We start from the raw sequence: 22,967 nt of genomic DNA, 5'->3' as shown, positions 1-22,967 counted from the left end.
GGGGCCCCCCCCCCCCGGCTGGCCCCCCGGGGGCGCCCCCCGCCCCCGGCGGCCGACCTTGACGCCCGCATCCCGAAGGAGCCCGGCCTTGACGCCGACGACCCAGCCGACGACATCCCGGCCCACGACCTCGACCACCGGCACCGAGACAGCCGCGGCGCCGACTCCCGACGCCGGGCGGCCAGCCTCGGCCGAGACGGTCACGCTCGCCGTGCTGATCGGCAGCGTCCGGTCCGGCCGGCTTGGTCCGACCGTGACCAGATGGTTCACCGAGGAGCTGGCCGGCCAGGACGACGTGCTCCTCGACGTCGTCGACCACGCCGGCACGGCGCTGGACACCGGCGCCGGCGGCCCGAGCGACCCGGCGGCCGAGGACGCGAACCGCGCGATCGGTCGCCGCCTGGCGGCCGCCGACGGCTTCGTCGTCGTGACGCCGGAGTACAACCACAGCTACCCGGCGGCGCTGAAGCAGCTCATCGACTCCTACCGGCAGGAGTGGTACGCCAAGCCGGTCGGATTCGTCTCCTATGGCGGTCAGGGCGGCGGCCTGCGCGCCGTCGAACACCTGCGGGGCGTGTTCGCCGAGCAGCACGCGGTGTGCATCCGCGACGGGGTGAGCCTGCACGGGGTCGGCCCGGCGGACTTCGTCGGCGGCGGGGTGGCGACCGATCCGCGGGCGGGCGCGTCCGCCCGACACATGGTCGGCCAGCTCACCTGGTGGGCACTCGCGCTGCGCGACGCCCGAGCGGTGCGCCCCTACCAGCCCTGACCGGGCGCCCGCGCCGGTGCCCGGGCGCCCGGGCCCGGGCCGACGGGCGGTCATCGGACGTCGCGCGGGCGGAACTGCACGCTGATCCGCGGCCCGCCCGGGCGGGCCGTCTTCGGCACGGCATGATCCCAGGTGCGCTGGCAGCTCCCGCCCATGACCAGCAGGTCACCGTGACCGAGGTCGAACCGGGCGGCCGGGCCACCGCCGCGCGGGCGCAGCAGCAGCGGCCGCGGACTGCCCAGCACGACGATCGCGACCATCGTGTCGACCCGCGCGCCGCGCCCGATCCGGTCACCATGCCAGGCGACGCTGTCCCGCCCGTCGCGGTACAGGCACAGCCCGGCGGTGGCCAGCGGCTCGCCGAGCTCGGCCGCATAGTGCTCGTCGAGGGCACGGCGCGCCGCGCCGAGCGCCGGATCCGGCAGCGGGGCGCCCTCGCCGTACCAGGCCAGCAGCCGCGGCACGGCGACCACCCGGTCGTACATCGGGCGCTGCTCGGCGCGCCACGGCACCTCGGTGCGCAGCCGCTCGAACAGCGCGTCGGCCCCGTCGACCCAGCGCCGCCGCACATCGACCCAGGCCCCCGGCGACAGCGGCTGGCGCCGCACGGCCGCGCCGAGCGACCCGAGCTCGACCGCCGCGGCCGCGTCGAGCAGCGAGGCCTGGAAGGGGGCGATTCCCACCACCCGACCCTATCAAACATGCGTTCGAACAACGCCGCTCGGCGCGCGCCCGTCCGTCGAGGCCGGCCGGGCCAGACGCCCGAGCCGCCGCCATAGACTGACGGCACACAGACGGACGGGTCACCCCCATCGGGGTAGGCCCGCCGGGAGGGAGCGCGGTGCCGTACGGCCTCGGAGTCGATCTCGGGACAACCTTCACCGCGGTCGCCGTCGGCCTGCCCGCCGACCTCACCTCCACCTCCGCCTGGCCGGCAGCCGACGAGGCGGCCGGCACCGCCCGCCCCCCTGGCGGGGCCGGCCGGCCGCCCGTCGAGATGGTGAGCCGGGGCAACCAGAGCGTCGTCACCCCGACAGTCGCCTTCGCCGACCGGGACGGCCGGGTGCTGACCGGCGAGGCCGCGTCCCGCCGGGCGGTGTCCGAGCCCACCCGGGCCGCCCGGGGCTTCAAGCGCAGCCTGGGTGACCCCACCCCGCTGGTGCTCGGCGACGCCCCCTACTCCCCCGCGGCGTTGCTCGCGGCGACGCTGGCGGACGCCGTGCGGGTGGTGACCGCGGTGCGCGGGACGCCGCCGGCCGGGGTGGTGCTGACCCGGCCGGCGGTCTGGGGGCCGTACCGGATGGAGCAGTTCGACGCGGTGCCCCGCCTCGCCGGCATCGGCCCGGTCGGCCTGGTCACCGAGCCGGAGGCCGCGGTGACCCACTACACGGCCGCCCGCCCGCTCGCCGACGGTGACGTCGTCGCCGTGTACGACCTCGGCGGCGGCACGTTCGACACGGCGGTGCTGCGCGCCGAGGGCGGCCAGGCCCGGATCCTCGGGATGCCGGAGGGGGTCGAGTGGCTCGGCGGCCTCGACTTCGACGAGGCTGTGCTGCACCACGTCGACCAGGAACTCGACGGCGCTCTGAGCGCGCTCGACCCCGCCGACGGGGAGGCGGCGGTGGGACTCGCCCGGCTGCGGCAGGATGTCGTGCTGGCAAAGGAGGCGCTGTCGTTCGACGAGGAGACGTCGATCCCGGTGTTCCTCCCGACCGCGCGGCACGCGGTGCGCCTGACCCGCGCCCAGTTCGAGGACATGGTCCGGCCGGCGATCGACACCACCGTGGAGGCGCTGCGCCGGGCGCTGCGCTCCGCCGAGGTCGCCCCGGCCGATCTGCGGGCGGTGCTGCTGGCCGGTGGTTCGTCGCGCATTCCGCTGGTGGCCCGGAGTGTGCAGGCCGCGTTCGGGCGCCCGACGCTCGTCGACACCCATCCCAAGCACGTGGTGGCCCTGGGCGCCGCCCGTCTCGCCGCCTGCCTGGCCGGGCCCACCCCCGCCGTGCGAGCCCCGGGCGGCGGCCGGGTGGCCGCCGGCGACCCGGGCCGAGCCGGGTCGGCCACCGGCGGCGTCCCGACGGGGCCGACCGCCGCGGTGCCCGCCCCGCGTCCCGACCGCCCCGAGGCCACCGACGGGCTCCCGGGCGCGGCCCGGCGGGCCTGGCGGCGCCATCCGGTGCTCCTGGTGACGGCGGCGGCGGTCCTCGGGCTGCTGCTCGCCGCGCTCGCCGGCGGCCTGTACGGCTACGCGCACCGGTCGGACGCCGCCGCGCCGCCGTGGCCGTCGCCGAACCTGGCGGCGGTGCCGGCGGCGGGCGGTGCGGGCTCCGGGGTCCGGTGGTGAGGTAGGGACAGCCCTCCCGGAGTCGAGGGGGGGCCCACCCGGGTCGGGGGCACGCTCCGTGGCGGCACCCCCCGCGCGACGGCGACGGTCGACATATGACGTACGCCCCCATCGACGCCGCCCCGACCCGTGCACCGCGCCCGCCGGCCCCGCCGCGACGGACCGACGACGCCGCCTTCACCGAACTGGTCCGCGTGCACCGCGCCGGCCTGCTCGCCTACACCACCCGGCTCACCGGCGGTGACCGCGGCCGGGCCGAGGACGTCGTCCAGGAGACGCTGCTGCGGGCCTGGCACCACCTCGACCGGCTCACCCCGGAGCAGGGCTCCGTGCACGGCTGGCTGCGCCGGGTCGCGCACAACCTCGCCGTCGACGGGCACCGCGCCCGTCGTTCCCGGCCGGCGGAGCTGGAGCTCGCCGCAGAGCACACCGACGTCGCGACCACTCCGGACCACGCCGAGGGGGTGGCGATGTCCACGGCCGTGCAGGGGCTGCTCGGCCGGATCTGGCTGGAGCACCGCACCGCCGTCACGGAGATCTATCTGCGCGATCTGACCTGCGCGCAGGCGGCGGCGGTGCTCGGTGTCCCCGAGGGGACGGTCAAGAGCCGCGTCCACTACGCGCTGCGCTCGCTGCGCCGGCAGGCCGAGTGCGCCGAGCTGCGCCGCGCCGGTTAGCGGGCGGTGGCCGCGCTCAGCGGGGCGTGAGCGCGGCGGTGACGTCGCCGGGGAGAAGCTGCTGCAGGTCGGCGGTGGTCGGGGCGGGGATCGAGCGCAGCCGGCCGGCCTGGCGCACGATCACCCGGTCGAGCATCTGGCGGGCGTAGCGGCCGTTGCCGAACGTCTCGCCGCGGTCCACGGCGGCGAAGTGGCGGGCGAGCAGTTCCAGCGCGCCGAGGTGCGGCTCGTAGCCGGACGACCGGGCGAGCCACTCGAAGATCGCCACGAGTTCGTCGGGGCTGTAGGAGGCGAAGGTGATCTGGTGGCTGAACCGGGAGGCGAGACCGGCGTTGGCGGCCAGGAACCGGGCCATGTCGGCGGTGTAGCCGGCGGCGATGACCACGACGTCGTCGCGGTGGTCCTCCATCAGCTTCACCAGCGTGTCGATGGCTTCCCGGCCGAAGTCGTTGCCCTCGCCGTGCGCGGTGAGGGTGTAGGCCTCGTCGATGAACAGCACCCCGCCGCGGGCCTGCTCGAACACCTCGGTGGTGCGCGCCGCGGTGTGCCCGACGTACTGGCCGACGAGGTCGGCGCGGGCGACCTCGACGAGCTGTCCGGACCGCAGCACACCGAGTGCGCCGAGCAGCTGCCCGTACAGGCGGGCCACCGACGTCTTGCCGGTGCCGGGCGGCCCGGCGAAGACGAGGTGGCGGGCCAGGGACGGCGCGGGCAGGCCGGCCAGCAGCCTGGCCCTCGTCGACGCGATGAGGTCGACGAGGTCGCAGACCTCCCGTTTCACCTCGGCCAGGCCGATCATCTCCTCGAGCTGGCGCAGCAGCGCGTCGACGCCGACGTTCTGCTCCCCGGCGCCCCGGGCGCCGGTCTCGGCCGCGCCGATGTCCTCGGGCAGCAGCCGGGCCAGTTCGAGTTCGGGGACGTCGGGGGTGGCGGCCAGCCGGTACGCCTGGCGGCCGAGCATCTCCTCGAACACCTGCCGGGCCACCCGGGCGTTGCCGAAGGTCTCGGTGCGGGGCACCTTCTCGAAGTGGTGCAGCAGGGCCTGCTGGGTCTCGTACTCCAACGCGTAGCGATGGCTGCGGCAGAGCCGCTCCACGATCGTGACGAGTTCGGCGCTGGAGTAGCTGTCGAACTCGATGGTCCTCGAGAACCGGGACGCCAGCCCCGGGTTCGCGGACAGGAACGCGCGCATCTGCGCCGAGTAGCCGGCGACGACGACCACGACGTCGTCGCGGTGGTCCTCCATCAGCTTGACCAGCGTGTCGATGGCCTCGCGGCCGAAGTCGTGTGATCCCTCCGGGGTGAGCGTGTACGCCTCGTCGATGAACAGCACGCCGCCGAGGGCCTCCTCGAACCGGGCGGTCGTCTTCACCGCGGTGCCGCCCACGTGTTCGGCGACGAGGTCGGCGCGCGCCACCTCGACGATCTTCCCGCCGGTGAGCACGCCGAGCGCGGCGAGGATCTGGCCGAACAGTCGCGCGACCGTCGTCTTGCCGGTGCCCGGCGGGCCGGCGAAGACCAGGTGGCGTGACATCGGCGGGACGGCCAGGCGGGCCTGGCGGCGCCGCCGGGCGACCTGGTGCAGGCCGACGAGGGTGGCGACCTCCCGTTTCACCGGTTCCAACCCGACGAGCGCGTCGAGTTCGGCGAGCAGCCTGGCCACCGCGTCCGGGGCCGCGGGGTCCGCGGGCGCCGGTGGGTTCGGCCCGGCCGGGTCGGCGGGGGCGTGTTCCGGTTGCACGGGCGGTGCTGCCGCCGACTCCCGGCGGTCCTGCTCGGGCCGGCGGTCGGAGGCGGGCCAGGCGGACACGCCGGGCTGCGGTTCGGACGCGGCCGTACCGGCGCCCCCCGCGGACCCGCCGCGGCCAGCCGCGGCGGGGCCGGGCACGACCTGGCCGCCGCGCGTGTCGCCCGGCCTCGGCGTCGCGCCGGCCGCAGCGGCACCGTCCGGGACGCCACCGTTCGCGACGGCACCATCCCGGAAAGCACGGTCCGTGAAGGCACGGTCCTGGAAAGCACCGTGCGGGAATGCACCGTGCGGAGCGGTGTCGTGCGGGAAGGTGTCGTACGGGACGGCGGTTCCCACGATCGCGCTGCGCGGGCTGGCACCGCCGAGGTCGGTACTGCCCCCCGCTTCGGCGCTGGTCCGGTCCGCGCGGGTGACGCCGGCCAGGGTGCGGTCCCGCGAGGCCGGGGCGGGGTCCGCGTCGAGCGGGAGGTTGTTGTGGCCGGTGTCGACGCCGGTCATCCGCAGCCGGTTCGTCGCCGCGCCCAGCCGCACCGCGTCGCCGCCGTTGCCGCGCACGATCCCGCCGGTGATCGTGACCTCCTCGGCCGTCTCGACGACGACCCCGGCGCCGTGGTTGCCGACGACCTCCACGTCGGTGATGTGCGCGCGGACGCCGGCGGCGAGCACGATGCCGGGGCCGTCCGTGCCGTGCGCGCGGATGCCGGCGAGGCGCGGACGGGCCCGGTCGCGGACGAGCACGCCGACGTCGCGGGCGCCGTCGACCTCGACGGCCCGCAGATCGGGGGCGGCCTGGCCGACGATCTCGATGCCGATCCGGCCGGCGCTGATCCGGACGTTGTCGAGCGCCGTGGTGGCCTCCCCCGCCAGCCGGATCCCCGCCCGCCGGGCGCCGTGCACCCCACCGCCGGGGATCCGGCCGGCCCCCCCGGTGGCGTGCCCCCCGTAGCTGACGTCGTCGACGTTCACGCCGGCGAGCTGCGGCGCCGCGGCACCCTCGATCGCCACGCCGATCGGGCTGGCCCGCACCCGCACGTCGTCGAGGCTCGCCGCCGACTCCCCGACGAGCAGCACGCCGACGTCGCCGCAGCCGAGGACGCCGCCGCCACGTACCTGTGGGCGGGCGTGCTCGTCGGCGACGATCCCCGCCGCGCCGCTGCCACGGATCTCGCACCGTTCCAGCGCGGGTGCGGAGCGGCCCGCCGCGTGCAGCCCGTGGCCGCCGGGCGCCTCCACGACGCAGCCGGTGAGCCGCGGCGTGGACCGGTCGCGGGTGATGATGCCGTGGCCGGAGGCCTCCCGCAGCAGACAGCGGTCCGCCGTCGGCGCCGCCGCGTCGGCGGTGAGCAGCCCTGCCTGGCCACCGCGGATCTCCGTGCCGACCAGGCGCAGCCGGCTTTCCTGCTGGGCGAGGATGCCGACGCCGCCGACCGGCCCGATCCGGCAGCCTTCCAGCAACGGCGATCCGCTTCCCGCGGCCAGCACCCCGATCCCGTCGACGCCGCGGATCCCGCAGCCACGCAGCACCGGCGCCACCGCGCCCGCCAGAACCAGTCCGGGGCCGCCGCTGGCTTCGATCTCCACGTCGGTGAACTCGCCGTGCCCGGCGTCGACGACGACCCCGGCGCCCGCGGTGTTCACGATCCGCCCGCCGCGCACCGTCGTCGATCCGCCGCGCAGGTGCACCGCGGCGGCTCCCCCGGCACGCAGCTCGCAGCCGTCCAGCCACAGCTCGCCGCCGGCCACCTGTAGCAGAGGAAGCTCGTCGTCACCGCCGTGCAGGACCAGGTCCCGCAGCCACACCTGGCCGCCCGCGACCAGCATCGCCGCCCCCGGCGGGGCCGCGACCACCACGCTGCCGGGCCCCTCCTCGGCGACGAGGACCACGTCGCGGGTGAACACCAGCGACTCGCGATAACGCCCCGGGCGGACGGCGACGGTGTCCCCGGGCGCAGCAGCGACGAGCGCCCGGCCGATCCCGGTGAGGCAGTCGGCGTCCGTGGCGGACACGGACAGGACGGATGCGCTCATCGCCGTTGTCTCCCTGGTCGTGCCCTGGTGATGGCTCGGTGGCCGCTGACCACCTCGGCCCGCTGGCCACCTCGGCCCGCTGGCCACATCGGGGGGTTCAACACGTCGTGGGGCCTGGTTCGGCGTCGGGGGCGGGACGGGCGCCGTCCGGGTCGAAGGGCCGGCCGTCACCGCCGAACCCGATGGCCGTGCGCGGCAGCGGCCAGCCAGGTTCCCCCTGGTCCGGGTGTCCCGGGCCGCGTCCCGGCGTGCCGGTCGGTCCGGGCGTGCCGGTGCGGGACGGGCGGGCGGCGAGAGCGCCGCGCAGGCGCGGCAGCGCGCGCTCGTCCAGCGCCTGGTCGGTCCGGCCGGCGACGACCTCGCGCAGCAGCACCAGGGCCGGGTGGGCACTCGCCCGCCCGGGCCCGTCCACATCCCGCGCGCCGGTGTCCGCGCCGGCGACGTCCGGCGGGCTGGTCGCGGGGTCGACGGCGAGGACGACGAACCTGGTGCCGGCGGCGAGCAGGACGTCGGGCGGGCCCTCACCGCGGCTGGCGAGATCGGGGATGAGCAGGCCGGTCCGCCGCGCCGTGGACGACCAGATGACGTACCGCACCGGCGCCGCGGACAGCGGCCGTGGCTGTGTCGACGCCGTCAGGAAACCGGGTTCGACGACCAGATCCCCGCTGCGGTACCGGCCGATGACGGCCGGGTCGACAGCGGCGTCGTGAAACACCGGGCCGACGACCGCGGGCAGTCGGCCCAGGCCCGCGCAGGTGCGGCGGGCGATCAGCGCGGCTTCCGCCGGCCCGGGTCCGTCGCCGCGCAGCACCGCGTCCACCAGCCGCTCGGCTGCCCCAGGACCATCGGATCCGCCGGCGTCCCGGTTGTCCCGCTCCCGACCGGAGCCGTCTCGACCGGAGCCGATCCGGTCGGCGGGCCGGACGCGGGCGGCCAGGTAGGCACGAACGCAGACCAGGTCGGCGACGACGTCCGGCCCACCGGCGGCCGACCGCAGACCAGGATGCAGCGCGAGGGCCGAGAGCACCGCGCGGGCGTGGCTTTCGTAGCGCCACCCGAGTAGTCGCCGCAACCGGTCGCGATCGTCCGGCAACGCCCCCGGCCGCACCGCCCACCACGGCCGGGCCGCGGACGGCGGCAGGTGCGCCGCGGCGCCCCCGATGCCGCCGGCATGGCCGCCGCGGCGCTCGGCACGCCGGGCGGGGGCAGCGGCGGGAGGGACGTCTCGGTGGAGGGACGCGTCCCCGAACCGGAGCGCAGGCCGGTCCCGGGGAGTCACCGGGACCGCGACGGGGACCTCTCCGGGAGCGGTCCAGCTCGCGGAGACGACGGGAACGGGCGTGGCACACCGCTCCGGCGGCGGGTGCCGCAGCACCGGCACGCCGGCGGGTTCCGGCGCGACCGGTCGCGGCGCACCGCCACCGGGTCCGCCAGGGCCGCCGGGTCCGTGCGGGATGGCGGGTCCGTACGGGATGGCGGGTCCGTCCGGGATGCGGGGTCCGTCCGGGACGGCGGCGCCAGGCAGGACGACGTCCGTCGCCACGCGCGCTGGCCCGGACGGTGCGGGCCACGTCGGTGCCGGCGGCCAACCCGCCGGACGCGGCGGCGACAGGTCGCCGGTGTCGCCGGATGTCGGCGCGGTCCCGTCGGATCCGGGGCCGGACGCCTCGAACATCGCGGCCAGCTCCGCGGGCATCGCCGCCGCCTCGGGCGCGGCCGGCGCCCGGGGCCGTCGGCCGGCGGGGTCGGTCCGGGCGGGGTCGGTCCGGGCGGGGTCGGTCCGGGCGGGGTCGACGTCGGCAGCATCGGCGTCGGCGCGGTGTCGGGACCGGCGGGCCGGGCGAGCCCGCCGACCTCGCCGCAGCCACGTCGCCGCGCCGAAACGCCGACGCCCGCCCGCGCCCGGCCCGGCATCCGCGGTGTCCCCTGCGTCCTCGTCCTCGACGTCGTCCACGTTGTCGTCGGGGACACCGTAGACGACGGTCGAGCCCGGGGGCAGGGCGAACCTGGACATGCCCGGAGGCGGCGCCCACCGGGGGGCTGAGGGCAGGCCCCGGCGCAGCACCGGCGGCAGCGAGTCGTGATCGACCGGTGCCGGCAACGGACCCAGTGGCACCAGGACCGCCGTGACGGCGCACCCGGCGTCGGCGGGCTCCTCCCACGGAGGCGGATCCGGTGCGGGCCCGTCCGGCTGGCGTTCGTCCAGGCGAGGCGGGCCGGGCGGGGGCGCGTCCGCGCGGTGTGGCGCGGGCTCGTGCACGGGGTGTGGGGCGGGCACGGGATGCGGGGCGGGTTCGTTCGAGCCCGGCTCCGCGCTGGCCGGTCGAGGAGTGGCCGGCACGTGGTCCGCCGGCACGACAGGATCCGGCGAGCGGCGGGGCGAAGCCGCAGGCCGCGGCGGCGGCCGGTGCGGACGGACGGAGTCGGACCGGGGGGTCTCGTGTCGGCGGCGGGCCGATGGGGGGCGCCGGGCGGGTTGGGGGCGGGGCAGCCAGGGGCCGACGTCCGTCGCGACGGCGGATTCGCTGGTGGCCTGCGGCATCGACCAGCGGTGGAACGTGCCGGCGGTGAACGCGACACCGGGCAGCAGCCACACGCCGGCGTCCGCCGCGTACACGGGTACGCGCAGGTCGGCGGCGAGCGCGGTGGCGAGCTGGGCGAGGCGGCCGGCGGGCGGCTGGTGGCGGGGCAGGACCAGCAGGGGGCGGCGCTGCCAGCCGGGACAGGCCCGGATCAGGCGGGCCAGCGACGTCGGTGGGACGGGGCGACCACCGGCCTGGAAGCCGGCGGGGCCGACGCCGAGGTGCACCGCGAACAGTCCGGGCGGGGCCGCCGCGAGCCGCGCGGGATCGGTCCAGGGTTCGATGAGGAACAGTCCGGCGGCACTCGTCGTGCCCTCGGCGAGCAACCGGCGCACGATCGCGTCAGGCCTGCCCGGGGGCCGTCGCCGGATCGGCATCGCCCGCCGACGCGGCGGTTGAGGTGCCTGACCCGTCGGCGCCGGGCGCCCGCCCGGCCCCGGAACCGGCCGGCCGTCAGGCTGCCCGCGCACCGCCGCGCACCACGCCCATGGTCCGCGCTGCCCTGGGCTGGCGGCCTCGCGAACACCGGGTGCGCGGACGGGGGGCGGCGCGGCGAAGGCCGCGGAGCACCCCGGGTCGGAAGCGCCGGCGGGGCCGACTGCGGGGGGTGGTTCGGCGGGGGGTGGTTCGGCGGAGGCGGGGGCTGCGGCGTACACGGTCGCGGGGAGGACGAGGGTCATGGGCGGTCCGCGTCGAGCGGTGCGCCCATCTGCGGGACGACCCACACCGGCTCCTCGGTGTGCTGGCCCAGCAGGTGGGCGAGGACCCGGTGCTGGGCCACCTCGTCGGCGAGCAGGCCGGCCGGGCCGAACGCGAGGTGGCGCACCAGGTCCGGATCTGGCAGCACGCCGTGCTGGTCGAGGTAGTAGGCGCAGGTGTCCGTCCAGATCCAGTGGCCGTCGGTGCGAAACGTCATCGGCACGACCTCGCCGCGGGCGGGGTCGACGACGTCGACCATCCGGCTGGACGTGCCGAGGACAGGCGTGCCGGCCTCGAGTCGGGCCAGCAGGTCGGCGCGGGCCGCCGGGTCGGCCAGCCGCGGGCGGGCGGCGGCGAACCGTGGGCCCGCGACCGGGTCGACCTCGTCGAAGACGCGGGCGATCGTCACCCGGGTGGCCGGCTGGCGGGCCCACAGCAGGGCGCCGCAGGAGCGGGCGAGCACCTGGTAGGGCGGCGGTTCGCGCCCGGCGAGGCACACCTCAACCTGCGGGCTGGGTTCGCCGGCGGTCTCCAGCGCGGCGCCCAGCCGGTCGGCGACGGCCAGCGGCCACACGTCCGGCCGGTAGCCGGAGGTGTCGCGGTCGACCGTGACGACATAGACCCGTTTCGGCGCCGGCCAGGGCGCGCCGCCCGCCGGCAGTCGCCACGCACGCCACAGGCCCACCACGGTCAGCTCACTCTCGACGGCGGCTACCATCGCCGCGTCCGGGTCCGCGGCCGGCGGGTCGGGGACGGCGGCGGCTGCCGCGCGGCCGGTCAGGTCCAGCGGCAGCACGGTGCCGGTCGCGCCGGCGGCGGGTTCGGTGGAGTGGAACTCCCAGGCCAGCGGCCCGGCGTCGACGGCCGGCTCCGGGGCGCCCGACTCCGGGGCGTCCGGTGCCAGGGCGTCGAGCGCGGCGGCGATGTCGGTGTCGTGACCCGCGGTGGCCAGTTCGGCGCGGACCAGCAGCAGCTCGGCGGCGCCGACGCTGACGTTCCCGGCGGTGACGGCAAAGGCGATCGCCTGCGCGACGTCGAGGCGCAGCCCGGCGGCGAGCCACGCCCGGGCTTCGCTGACCAGATCGTCGGGCAGCCGCCCGGCGAGGCTGAGCAGCAACTGGTGCCAGCGCGGCGCCCAGGCGTCATCCGCGTCCGCGTCGGGAACGTCGACCATCGCGTTCTCCCTCCACCTGGCGGGCACGACGGCCGGCGCCGCACGCGGCCCGCTCTGTCAGGTGCACGCGCCGGACGGCCGGCGGAGTTCACCTCCGGCGGCGTTCGACGCGCGTCGTCCGCCCGCCCGCCGCGCGCCCCCCGCCGACTGGCCGCCGCCGGAGAGGCTGGGCGGGGTGGCGGGGCGCAGGCCGGCGGCGCGCAGCATCAGCAGGGCCAGAGATCGTTCGGCGACCCGGATGGCGAAGGTGAGCCCGAGGTCGGCCGTTCCGGCGCGGTGGAAGAAACGGCCGGAGCTCAGGTAGATGGCGAGTGTGCGGACCAGGCCCAGGACGAGGCCGGAGACGAGGCTGCCGGCGAGCGCCACCCCGCCGGCGGTCGCGGCGTCCCGGCCGCGCAGTGGGATGAAGTCCTTGGGGATGCCGTAGATCGCCGAGGTGGAGGAGGTCGCGACGAACGAGGCCAGCATGCCGATCATCAGCGTGCCCTGGACGTAGTCGTAGACCGTGCCGCGCCAGCGGGGCGGGTTCTCCGGGCCGGCCCACTCGTTGTCCCAGTGCTTGTCGTGGTTGTAGGGGTTGCGGGTGTAGTGCTTGCCGCCGTCGACGTTGGCCAGGCCGTCCTTCCAGGACTTCAGCGGCGTGCCCTGGACGTCGTGCAGCACGCTGTTGGCGGTCTTGACCAGCGCGGTGATCGCGGCGGCGGTGAAGACGCGGGCAAAGTCCAGGCCCGCCACCTGGGCGCGGTTGACGCCGGTGGTCGCGAGCAGGCGGGCCACGGAGTCGATGCCGAACTCGATGCCGTACTCGATGGCGGCCTTCTGGAAGACGACGCGGGAGCGGGAGACGAACGTGCCGGCGAGGCCGTCGGTCGCCGTGTACTGCAGCCGGTTCGACTCCCGCCACATCCGGTCGTAGCCGCGGAACTGGTTGAGCGTGCCGCGGTATTCGAACTCGCGGCCGACGAGTGTCCTCGGGGTGCCGGGCAGCAGCCGCAGGCGCCCGAGCGGGCCGCGTTCCCAGACGTTGCCGGACAGGGTGCGGTAGCGCAGCAGCCGACCGTTCGTGTCGGTCTCCCGCCACTGCTTGTGGAACTTCTCGGTCTCCCGGAAGACCCCGGAGCCGGGCGCGGTCTCGGTGCGCTCGCGGAACACGTCGCCCTGGTCGTACTCCCGCCAGCTGCCATAGCCGCCGGGCCGGTGGGTCGGCCGGGGGGTGGTGTACTCGCGGACCCGGCCGCCGGCCTGTTCGCGCAGGATGTGGCCGGCCGCGTCGAGGTCGCGCCAGTCGGTCATCGCGGTGCCCGTGGGGATGTCGGGCTGCCAGGTCCGGCCGTCGGCGGAGCGCCACTCGCGCTGGGCCTGCCCGCCGGTCGGGACGCCGTCGGCCTTGCGCAGCTCCGACTGCCAGGTGCCGGTCGCGGGATCGCGCCAGGCGAACAGGCCGCTGCCCTTCTTCAGGGAACGCACGTCGCGGATGCGGGTCCGCACGCCGCCGACGTTCTGGTAGTCGCGGTAGGAGTCGTCCCAGCTGCCGGTCCACTGGTGGTTGCGGCTGCTGACGCGGGTGCCGGTGTTCGTCCCGTCGGTCCAGGTCCACGACGTGCCCCGGGTGGGGGCGCCGGTGCCCGTGACGGTGGCGGGGCCGGCGGGGCCGGCGGGGCCGGTGGGGGCGGGGCCGGTGGGGGCGGGGAAGGTGTCGGTGCGGGCGACGATCTCGCCCATCGTGTTGCGGGTGATCGTCGTCTCGGTGCCGGTGGGGGTGAAGGGCGTCGCGGCGGTCGGGGTGTACTGGGGCTGGTTGGCGCCCAGGTAGGACACGACGTTGCCGTCGGTGTCGGTGTGACGCACGACGATCCGCGGGGTGAGCGGACCGCCGGGCTGGAGGGTGTCGATCCAGGCGGGGCCGCCGCCGAGCAGGTGCCGTTCCCCGGTGAGCGCCGGGGGGGTGCCCGATTCCGTCCAGGTCAGCGTCCGGGGGGCGGCGGTGGGGAGGTTGCCCTGGAGGGACTGCCAGCCGCCGGCCACCGCGGCGCCGATCCTGACGGTATTGCCGTTTTCGAGCTTCATCTCGCCGCGGACGAAGTGACCGTCGTGGGTGAAGTCGGCGAACGACCCGTCAGGTGTCATCACCCGCACGCCGCGAGCCACGTTGGCGGCGGTGCGATGGTTCAGGCCGGCCTTCTCCTTCCACCGGTAGACCTGGTAGCGGCTGTCGGCGAAGGTCGCGCCGGACCGTGCGAAGTCGACCTGGCCCCATTTCGAGCCGAAGAAGCGGGCGATCTGCCGGTAGGCGACGTTGGAGATGGCGTCGGGGTCCTGCCAGAGGAACTGCGGCGGGCGCTGCTCCGCCCAACGGGTGATCTTCAGGGTGTGGCCGCCGGTGACCGGTTCCAGGCGGCCGACGTCCTTCGCCTGGGTGGAGATCTCCTGGTAGGTGTGGTCGACCTGGTGGCCGCCGGTGCCGTCGGGCACGAGGCTGTGCTCGCGGTAGTGCAGGGCGTGTTTGAAGGAGTTCACCGACCGGTACTGCCGCTGGGCATACGGCGCGGGCCCCGGGTTGCCCGCCGGCGTCAGGTCGGTCAGCGCGCGCAGGTCGCGGGTGCGGATGCCCTGCGCTATCAGCCGGCCGTCGGGGTTGTACCGGTACCAGCGCCAGGACCCGTCCTCCTGGCGCTCCCCGCGCACCAGACTCTTGTTCAGGGCCGTGCGTCCCTCGCGGACCAGGACGTCGCGGATCGTGCCGTGCGCGTGGTCCGACCAGGTCGCCCCGTCGGACTCGACGCCGAACGTCCGCGTCCCCCGGGCGACCGGGTCGCCGTACAGGCCGGTGGCGCCGGCGTCCCACTCGTGCCAGTAGCGCTGGCCGTCGCTGGCCCGTTGCACCTCCAGGACGTTGCCGGAACCGAGCAGGTCGCGGGCGTGGAACGGGGTGCCGTCGACGCCGTTGAGCCGCAGGCTGCCGTCCTGCCAGGTGGTGACCGCGCCACCGGAGTTGTACGCGGGCCGGGCGGCGCCGGCTCCCGCGCCGGGCCGGACGGCGGCGGTCAGGCGCGCGCCGCCCGCGTTGTTGCGGGTCCACGTCGGGGCGGCGCCGGTCAGGTCGACGAGCAGGTGCGTGCCGTCGGGGCGGCCCTTGGCGTCCAGGAAGGTGATCTTCTCGCGCAGCAGGCGGCCGTCGTCGCCGACCTCGCGCCAGTCGCCGTCGTGGCGCCCGCCGCCGGCGTCGGTGAGGCGCAGCCCCGCGGCCGTCCGGGTCACGGTGATGCTCACCAGTGCGCCGCCGCGTTCGCGCACGGTGATCGTCGGTGCGGCGCCCGTGCGGTGGTCGCTGCTCAGATGGTGGCCGGGGAGCAGCGCTCCCCCGGCGGTGCGCAGTGGGATCTGCCGCTCCAGCAGCGCGCCGCCGGCGTCGTGTTCGCGCGCCTCCACGGTGGCGGCCTGGACGAGCCGGAAGCCGCCGTTGGTGGTCGGGCGGACGGTCCAGGTCCGGGTGTTGCCCAGCGGATCGGTGGTGGTGGCCGTCCGGGCCGTCCAGTCGACGTCGGCGTGGCCGAGGTCGCGCCGCGCCACGTTCGGGTCGCGCGGGTCGCTCAGCCGGATCCGCTCGGCGCGCAGCGTGCCGTCGGCGGCGAAGGTCGGCCCGTCGCCGCTGGGGTCGCGCAGCGCGATGTCGCCGGTGGCCGTCCGGGTCACGGCATAGGTGACCAGAGGTGCGGCCGGCGCCGCCGGCGCGGGCGTGGGGGCGGCCGGGGCCGGGGCGGGGGCGGGGGGCTGGGTAGCGGTGGGGGCGGACCAGTCGATCTCTATGTGGCCTGAGGCGCGGCCGATCGGGCGCGCGCTGGCGGCCGGCGCCGGGTCGGTGACGAGGAGGTGCTGCCAGGTCAGGGCGCCGTCCTCGGCATAGCGGCGGCGCTCGCCCGGGCGGCCGGGCGCGGTGTCGCGCACCTCGTAGCCGCCGCCGACGGGCACAACGGTGCGGCCCGGGTCGGGCCGGCCGCCGACGTGCAGGTGGTAGCTGCCGGCCGGGCCGGTGGTCAGGTCGACGACGATCGTCTCGCCCGCCACCGGCGCACCGGTCGGGTCGCGGGGCTGGAGGACCTGCTGGCGCAGTTCGCCGGCGGCGGAGAACACCTGGTGCGCGATGCCGTCGCCGAGCCGGAACCCGCCGCCGGCGTCGCCGCGCACCGCCACGGTCTGGACGGCGGCCAGCGGGGCGGTGAGCGCCGCGGTCCCCGTCGACCAGTCGATGTCGACCGTGCCCAGGCCGCGCAGCGGCGCCGGGCGCCTCGGATGGGACAGGTCCATCCCCTCCCGGGTCAGCCGGCCGTCGCCGCCGAACTCCTGGAACCGACCGCCGGGGCCGTCGACGCGGAAACCGCCGCCGGTCAGGGGGCTCACCACGGCGTCGTTCGGCGTTCCCGCGATCCGCGCGGTGCCCGCCGACCAGTCGATGTCGATGCTGGTCAGCGCCTGGGCCGCCGGGCTGGGATGGCCGGTGTTCGCCGGGGTGAGTGAGCGCCGTTCGGAGATCAGGCCGCCGATGGCGTCGAAGGTCTGCCACCGCGGCCCGTCGGTCAGCCGGAAGCCGCCGCCGGTGGTCGCCGCGACCGTCCAGTCGTGGCTGGTGCCGTCGGGGGCGAAGGTGCTCGCCGTGTTCGCCGACCAGTCGATCGCGACCCGGCCGAGCGGGCGCGGGCCGGTCGCGGCCGGCCCGCTGGCCGAGAGCGGGACCTGCTCGCCGAGAAGCTGCCCGGCGGCGTTGTGGAGGCGGAAGGCTCCCGGGACGGCGGGGTCGGTGACCCGGTAGCCGTCCGGGTGTGGGGCCACCGACCGGGTGGTGTCCGGAACGCCGTTCGCGAGCAGCCCGGCCGGCGTCGGCGCGCCGGGACGGACGTCGACGCGCAGCCGGGTGTCGCCGAGCGGGCGGCCGTCCGCCCCGCGCAGCGTCACCTCCCGGACCTGCAGGCTGCCGTCGGCGGCGAACTCGCGGCGCCCGTCGGGGCTGTCGAGGTGGAACCCGCCGTCGTCGGTGGCGGTGACGGCCCAGTCCTGGCGGGCGCCGGACGGGTCGACCGTGCGCGCGGTGCCCGCGGTCCAGTCGATCTCGACATGACCAGCCGGCCGCGCCGCCGTCGCTGCCGTCGCGGGACCGGGACCGCCCGGCGCGGGCGAGGCGGGCGGGCGCGGTTCGGTGAGCGGGCGCCGCTCGGTGCGCAGGGTGCCGTCCGGCCCGACCTGGGCCTCGTAGCCGTGGGCGCCGACAAGGCGCAGGCCGCCGCCGTCGCGCGGTTCGTGCCGCAGGTCCACGGACCGGCCGTCGGGTGTGCTCAGGACCGCGGCGCCCGTGCCGTGGTCGAGGGTCAGCTGGCCCCAGGGTCCGGCCGGCCCGGTGACCGGCTGACCGGAGGCCCGCGGCTCGCCGGCACCGTCGTAGACCTGGAACAGGCCGGGTGCCGCCTCGACACGGACGCCGCCGTCGGGCAGCAGCGAGACGGCGCCGCGCAGCCCGGGCCGACCCTGGGCGTCGGTGATGCCGCCCTCGCCGGGCCCGTCCTGGCCGGATGGGGGCAGGACGGCCGAGAGCCGCGCGCCGCCGGCGAGTTCCCGCCGCAGCGTGACGGGCGCCGGCGCCTCGCGCACGACCGCGGCGGTCGAGGTCTCGGCGTTGTCCGGCGGCGCCGTGCTCGTCGCGGCGGTGGTCGTGGTCGTCGTGCCATCGATCCGGATGGCGGTCGTCGGTGTGGCGCCGCCGAGCGGGACGGCCGCGGACGTTGTCGCCGGGGTGACGGCGGAGTTCGCGGAGCGGGCGGGCCGCCCGCCGACCAGGGTGAGGAACCATGATCGCGCCCCGGGGCCGCCTGCTCGTAGCGCCGGCCCCGGCGTGACGGTCCCGGATCCGGACGCCGCCCGCGCGGGGGCGGCGGAGGACTCGGCCCCAGCCGGCGGCTCGACATCAGCCGCGGACTCGGGCTCGACGGTGGACTCGGGCTCGGGCTCGACGGTGGACTCGGGCTCGACGGTGGGCTCGGGCTCGGCGGTGGGCTCGGGCTCGGGTTCGCTGGTGGCGTCCGCGGGTTCGGAGGTGGACTGCTGGATGTTCTCCGCGGAGGCGGTGGGCCGCCCGGAGCCGCCGCGCAGGCCGCCGGGTTCGAGCCCGCGGACGGTGGCGCTCACGATGTCCGCCAGGCTTCGGGTCAGCGTGGAGCGGTAGCGCGGGTCGGCGCGCAGCTGGTGGTAGGCGTCGAGGATCCGCTCGTCGGTGATCGACGTCTCGGCGGTCGACGGGGCGGTAGTCGACGTCTCGGCGGTCGACGGGGCGGTGGGGCCGGGCCGAGCGGTCAGGTTCTGGCGGACCCAGCGCGGCAGGTCACGTTCGGCCTCGGGCAGGGTCCGCGGGTCCAGCGGCGCGACGTCCGGGACGGCCGGGGCGACGGGTTGCGCCGGGGCAAGGGTGATCTCGTCCGTCGGCGATGGCGGTGCCGGCGGCGGCGGGGGGTTCACGGGCACGGAAATCGCGGCGGTGGACTCCCGCGGGATTCCGTCCACGTCGAGGAGCTGCCGGGCGCCGGCGGGCCGCGGCAGCCCGGTCAGCCGGTCGCGGGCGACGGCGACGGTCCGCTGCGGCGGGGTGTCCCGCGAGGGCGCGGGGCCGGTCGGTTCGGTGGCGGGGGTCTGTTCATGGTTGTCGTGGTGGTCCGGCGTTCCCAGCTCGCCGATGTCGACGCCGGGGGGCAGGTCGAGGGGGGGGGCGCGGGCCCGGTCGACGCCGGACATGTCGCCGGTGGCAGTGAGGAACCACTCCCGTTGACCGGGCCCCCGCAGCCGGACGGTGCCGTCCGGGGAGACCGTGCGGGCCCCCCAGGCGGGCGACGCCGCGGGGAACGGCGCCTCGATGCCGTCGTCGATCGGCGTCGGGGACGTCGCAGTGGTAGCCGGCGCGGCCACGGTGGCGGGCACCGGCCCGGACGGCGCTTCGACCGCGGTCTCGGCATCGTCGGCGGACGGCTGATCATCGGCGGCGAACGGCTCGGCACCGTCGGCGGGCAGCCCGACATCCCCGACGGGCAGCCCGGCCTCCGCCGCGGAAGGGCCGACGTCGTCCGCGGGCAGCTCGACATCGTCGAGGAGAGGGGGCGGTCCCGCGCCGAACAGGCCGCCGCGGCCGCCGCCGCGCCACTCCCGACCGCCCTCGTCGTAGGCCCGGCGTACCTCGTCGACGCCGAAGCCGAGGCTTTCGACGCCGGCCGCCGCTGTGGTCAGCGCCTCGCCGGCCGCCGTCAGGTCAGCCTCGGCCTGCTGTTGTGCCACGCTGAGGGGCTGCTTGCCGGGCCCGGCGGCCCGGGAGGTGGACGCGCCGGCCGCGCCGGGGCGCGGAAAGAGGCCGGTGTGCGTCGCCCGCGCGGTACGCAGGTCCCGCTCGGCCTCCTGCACCCGCGTCCACGCCGTGCTGACGGCGTGGACCGTCGCCGGGTCGGTCACGCCGAGCCGGGACACCCACGCCGACGGCGGCATCGTTCCGGCCATGATCAACGGCGCCTGTTCGAGGGCGGGTACCCCCCGGGCCGGCGGAACCTGCTGGGTGGGCACCACGGGGACCGGGGCCGCGGCCGCCGCGGCGGAGGCGTGTTTGAGCAGTTCGGTGCGCACCGGCCGGCCGAGACGCACGGACAGCTGCCGGGCCACCTCGTTGATCCACCGGGTCAGGTCCTCGACGGACGGCTCGCCGCGGACCTTCTTGCTCATGTACCGGCCGGACTGGTCGTTGATGACGAGCTCGCCGTTCGGCCCGAACCGCAGCTCACCGCTGACCCGCGCCCGTGGCGCCACCGTGCGGCCGTGCTCGTCGAAGCCGACCGCGACCGTGGGATGGCCCAGCATCGTCAGGCCCGCGGTGAAGGCGTCGTACGGCTCGGCGGCCTCGCCGGCGAACTCGTCGCGCAGCCCGGCGACGACCTGGCGCAGCTCCTCGACCCGCTCCGGGGCGAGTTCCACCGCGGCCGGCCTCCCCGCCGGCGCACCGCCGTCGACGGTCGCGGGCGGCCCGGCGATGCCGTCGAGATGGCTCTCCAGCGACGCGGCCGCCGTGCCGTGCGGCGATTCCACCCGCCGCGCCCCGAGCACCTCGCGCACCGACGCGAGCTGTTCGGGGGTGAGCGACACGGTGCCGGCCGCGGTGCCCTCCGGTGCGGTGCTCTCCGGTGCGGTGCTCTCCGCGTCGAGGAACGTCTGGACGGCGCCCGCCGCGCCTGCCAGCTCCCCGCGCCGGGCCGTGATGTCGCGGTGCAGGTCGTGCAGCTGGTCGGCGGGGACGACGGTCAGCGGTTCCTCGCTGCCCAGGTAGATCGTGCCGTCCTCGCCCGCGGCGTACTGCCACAGCATGTCCGGCGACGCGCCCTCGACGTGCTTCGGGGAGAAGTCCGCCAGCCGCGTCCACAGCGGGTTCACCCGCAGCAGCTTCGCCGCGTCGAGCTCCCCGTCCTTGATCTGCTTGGGCCGTACCGCCGGGCCGAAGTCGCGCGCCGGGTCGGGCGGTGGCCCCGACTCATGGGCCGCGCGCACGGTGGCGACGTCCAGGCCCAGGTTCTCCAGGCCGACGACGGCGCGGGCCAGGGCGTCGCGGGCGGTGGTCAGATCGGCAAGCGCCTGGCGCTGACCCGGGGTGAGTTCGGCGGACGGCCGCGTCGACGCGCCGTCCCGCTCCTCCGCCGGGAAGGCCGCCTCGAACGCGTCGCGGGCCGTGCGCAGGTCGCCCAGCGCGGTGTGCACGGGTGTCCACGCCGTTTCCACCGCCGGCGCCCGCACGTCCGCGGGCAGCGTCAACCGGGACACCCAGGTGGGGGCCGCGGCCTCCCGCGGCGCCGAGGTCCGCTCCGCCGGCGCCGTGGGGGGCTCGGCCGGGGGTTCGACCACGGCCTCCACCGCGGCGTAGGGCGGCGGTTCGGACAGCGGCAGCCCCCCGTCCACCGCCGGAACCGGGCCGGCGTTCACCGCCGGGACCAGCGCGGGATCCACCGCCGGCGGGACGGGCTGGGCGGCGTGTTTGAGGACCTCGGCGCGCACCGGACGGCCGAGGCGATCGGAGATCTGCCGGGCGACCTCGTCGATCCAGCGTCGCACATCCGCCGGGTCCGGTTCGATGCGGACCTTCTTGCTCATGTACCGGCCGGACTTGTCGTTGAGGACCAGCTCACCGTCCGGCCCGAACCGCAGCTCGCCGCTCATCCGCGCCGGGCGCACCACCGTCGCCCCCGTCGCGTCGAAGCCGACGGCGATCGTCGGATGGCCGAGGTCCTCCAGCGACGCGCGGAAGTCCGCGAACGACTCCGTCGGCTGGTTCCGTTCGAGGCGCATCGCGGTGACGAACCCGTGCAGCGTGCGCAGCTCCGACTCCGGGTGGACCGTGAACGGTTCCTCGCTGCCGAGGTAGATCCTGCCGTCGTCGGTCACGGCGTACTGCCACACCATGTCCTTCGAGGCGCCCTCCACGTGCTTCGGCGAGAAGTCGGTGAGCGCCGTCAGCAGCGGGTTGGCCCGTAGCTGGCCGTCGGCGTCCCGCTCGGGCGCCTTGACCTCCTTCGGCCCCAGCGACTCGCCGAACGCGTGGTCCAGGTCCACCACCGGGCCGTCGCCACCGGACGGTGGCCCCGGCTCGACCCAGCCGAGAACCTGACGGCGGGCGGCGCTGTCCTGCCCGGGACCTCGGGTCGAGGTCAGCGCCGCAGGCGCCTGGGAGACCCCGGCGCCCCGGCTGTGAGTGACGATCGCGACCGCCGCGGGCGGTACGCCGTGCAGCCGCAGCTGGTTCTCCAGCACCTCACCGGTCGACTCCGCGCGCTGCCGGCCGCTGACGTCCGCCCGCGACGCACCGCCGAACAGCGACGCGTCGAACGGGCGGCCGTTGCCACCGCCCTCCAGATGCACCGTGACCGGCAGCCCGTCCGGCTCGCGCCGGGTCACCTCGTCGGCGATCCGGTGGGCGAAGCGGTCCAGCGCGGCCCGCTGGCCGTCGGTCAGCCCACCCGGCCGGATGGTCCGCGTCCCGTCGGCGACATCGAGGTCAAGCCGGACCAGACCGTCGTCGTCGGCCAGTGGCTGCGGCTCCCCGCCGAGCGGGGCGGCGTCGCCGAGGTCGACAGCGTCGTCCACGGGGGCGATGTTCTCGACGGCAGGTGCCTGCGGTCGCGTGGCGGGATCGGGATCGGGATCGGGCACGGCGGCGGGTCCGGGCCCGGCCATGCCCGGCTCGCGGGTCGTCGCCGCGAACGTCGAGGCGCTCACGGTGCTCACCGGCGGCAGGGACGCGAACCGTCCCCCGCCGAGGTCGGCCGGCACCGCGCGGCCGTCCGGGCCGGCGACCAGGACCCGCAGGTCCACCGGGCGCAGCGGCGGGCGGTGCAGCGGCAGCACCCGGCGCTCGCCGTCGAGCTGGGTCTCCACCCAGACCAGACGGTCCCCGACGTTGAGAAGCATCACTCCGTGGCGGGCCGTGTCCGGCGGACCGGCGACGAGGAACGCCGCCGCGCCGGGGCCGAGCTCACGCACCTGGTCGAGGACGCCGTGCCAGGTCGGGATGCGCTGCCAGGAACCGTCGATCATCGCGGCGAGCTGTTGCACCGGCCCGGTCGCGTCGTCGACCCACCGGCCCGGGCGGCCACCGGGCCGCACCGGTACGGACTCGAACCAGGCCTGGGCGGCGGTCACCAGTCGCACCATGCAGTCGGCGGTCGTGCTCGGACCATTGCCGAAAACCGTCGCGAGCGAGGCGAGCACCGGCGCGACCCGCGCCTGCTCCGGCGCGGGCAGGGTCACGACACTCGTCGTCACGGGTTGCACCGGACCGGTGTGCAGCTCCGGGAACAGCGCCGGCTCGACCACCGGCGGCACCGCGGGCGCCGGCCCGCCCTCGGGCGCGGGCCCCGGGCCGGCCCCCCCCCCCGGGCGGGGCCG

8 protein-coding genes are annotated in these 22,967 nt (G+C 76.8%); 3 read left to right on the top strand and 5 right to left on the bottom strand.

Features of this window, described 5'->3' with window-relative positions; genetic code table 11:
- Window positions 1-88 precede the first annotated feature (88 nt).
- The gene (locus tag MXD60_RS17420; RefSeq protein WP_248820370.1) at window positions 89-769 is read left to right on the top strand and encodes an NADPH-dependent FMN reductase; all 681 of its coding nucleotides are present in this window, start codon (window positions 89-91) and stop codon (window positions 767-769) included.
- Between the two features lie 50 nt (window positions 770-819).
- Here MXD60_RS17420 and MXD60_RS17415 read toward each other — a convergent pair whose 3' ends face one another.
- Window positions 820-1,452, bottom strand: a complete 633-nt coding sequence (locus tag MXD60_RS17415; RefSeq protein WP_248820369.1) for an alpha-ketoglutarate-dependent dioxygenase AlkB — start codon at window positions 1,450-1,452, stop codon at window positions 820-822.
- 158 nt (window positions 1,453-1,610) lie between these two features.
- Between MXD60_RS17415 and MXD60_RS17410 the strand changes: the two genes are divergently transcribed.
- Together MXD60_RS17410 and MXD60_RS17405 are read left to right on the top strand one after the other, a co-directional pair.
- Window positions 1,611-3,110: an Hsp70 family protein gene (locus MXD60_RS17410; RefSeq protein WP_248820368.1), complete on the top strand. Its 1,500-nt coding sequence runs from the start codon at window positions 1,611-1,613 to the stop codon at window positions 3,108-3,110.
- A gap of 95 nt (window positions 3,111-3,205) precedes the next feature.
- Complete coding sequence (locus MXD60_RS17405) at window positions 3,206-3,787, top strand: sigma-70 family RNA polymerase sigma factor (protein ID WP_248820367.1); 582 nt, start codon at window positions 3,206-3,208, stop codon at window positions 3,785-3,787.
- 16 nt (window positions 3,788-3,803) lie between these two features.
- Here the strand turns inward: MXD60_RS17405 and MXD60_RS17400 are convergent, their stop codons facing one another.
- The 4 genes from MXD60_RS17400 to MXD60_RS17385 all read right to left on the bottom strand — a co-directional run bounded on the left by MXD60_RS17400 (window position 3,804) and on the right by MXD60_RS17385 (window position 22,895).
- Complete coding sequence (locus tag MXD60_RS17400; RefSeq protein ID WP_248820366.1) at window positions 3,804-7,565, bottom strand: AAA family ATPase; 3,762 nt, start codon at window positions 7,563-7,565, stop codon at window positions 3,804-3,806.
- Between the two features lie 97 nt (window positions 7,566-7,662).
- Window positions 7,663-10,482 carry a hypothetical protein gene (locus MXD60_RS28870; protein WP_283098525.1) on the bottom strand — a complete coding sequence of 940 codons (2,820 nt, stop codon included), beginning with the start codon at window positions 10,480-10,482 and terminating at the stop codon, window positions 7,663-7,665.
- Between the two features lie 341 nt (window positions 10,483-10,823).
- Window positions 10,824-12,020, bottom strand: a complete 1,197-nt coding sequence (locus tag MXD60_RS17390) for a hypothetical protein (protein ID WP_248820365.1) — start codon at window positions 12,018-12,020, stop codon at window positions 10,824-10,826.
- A 57-nt stretch (window positions 12,021-12,077) separates the two neighbouring features.
- The gene (locus MXD60_RS17385; protein ID WP_248820364.1) at window positions 12,078-22,895 is read right to left on the bottom strand and encodes a hypothetical protein; all 10,818 of its coding nucleotides are present in this window, start codon (window positions 22,893-22,895) and stop codon (window positions 12,078-12,080) included.
- Window positions 22,896-22,967: the final 72 nt, after the last annotated feature.

This window comes from Frankia sp. AgB32, assembly GCF_023243045.1.
GTDB lineage: Bacteria > Actinomycetota > Actinomycetes > Frankiales > Frankiaceae > Frankia.
This window is presented reverse-complemented; position numbering and strand designations above follow the sequence as displayed.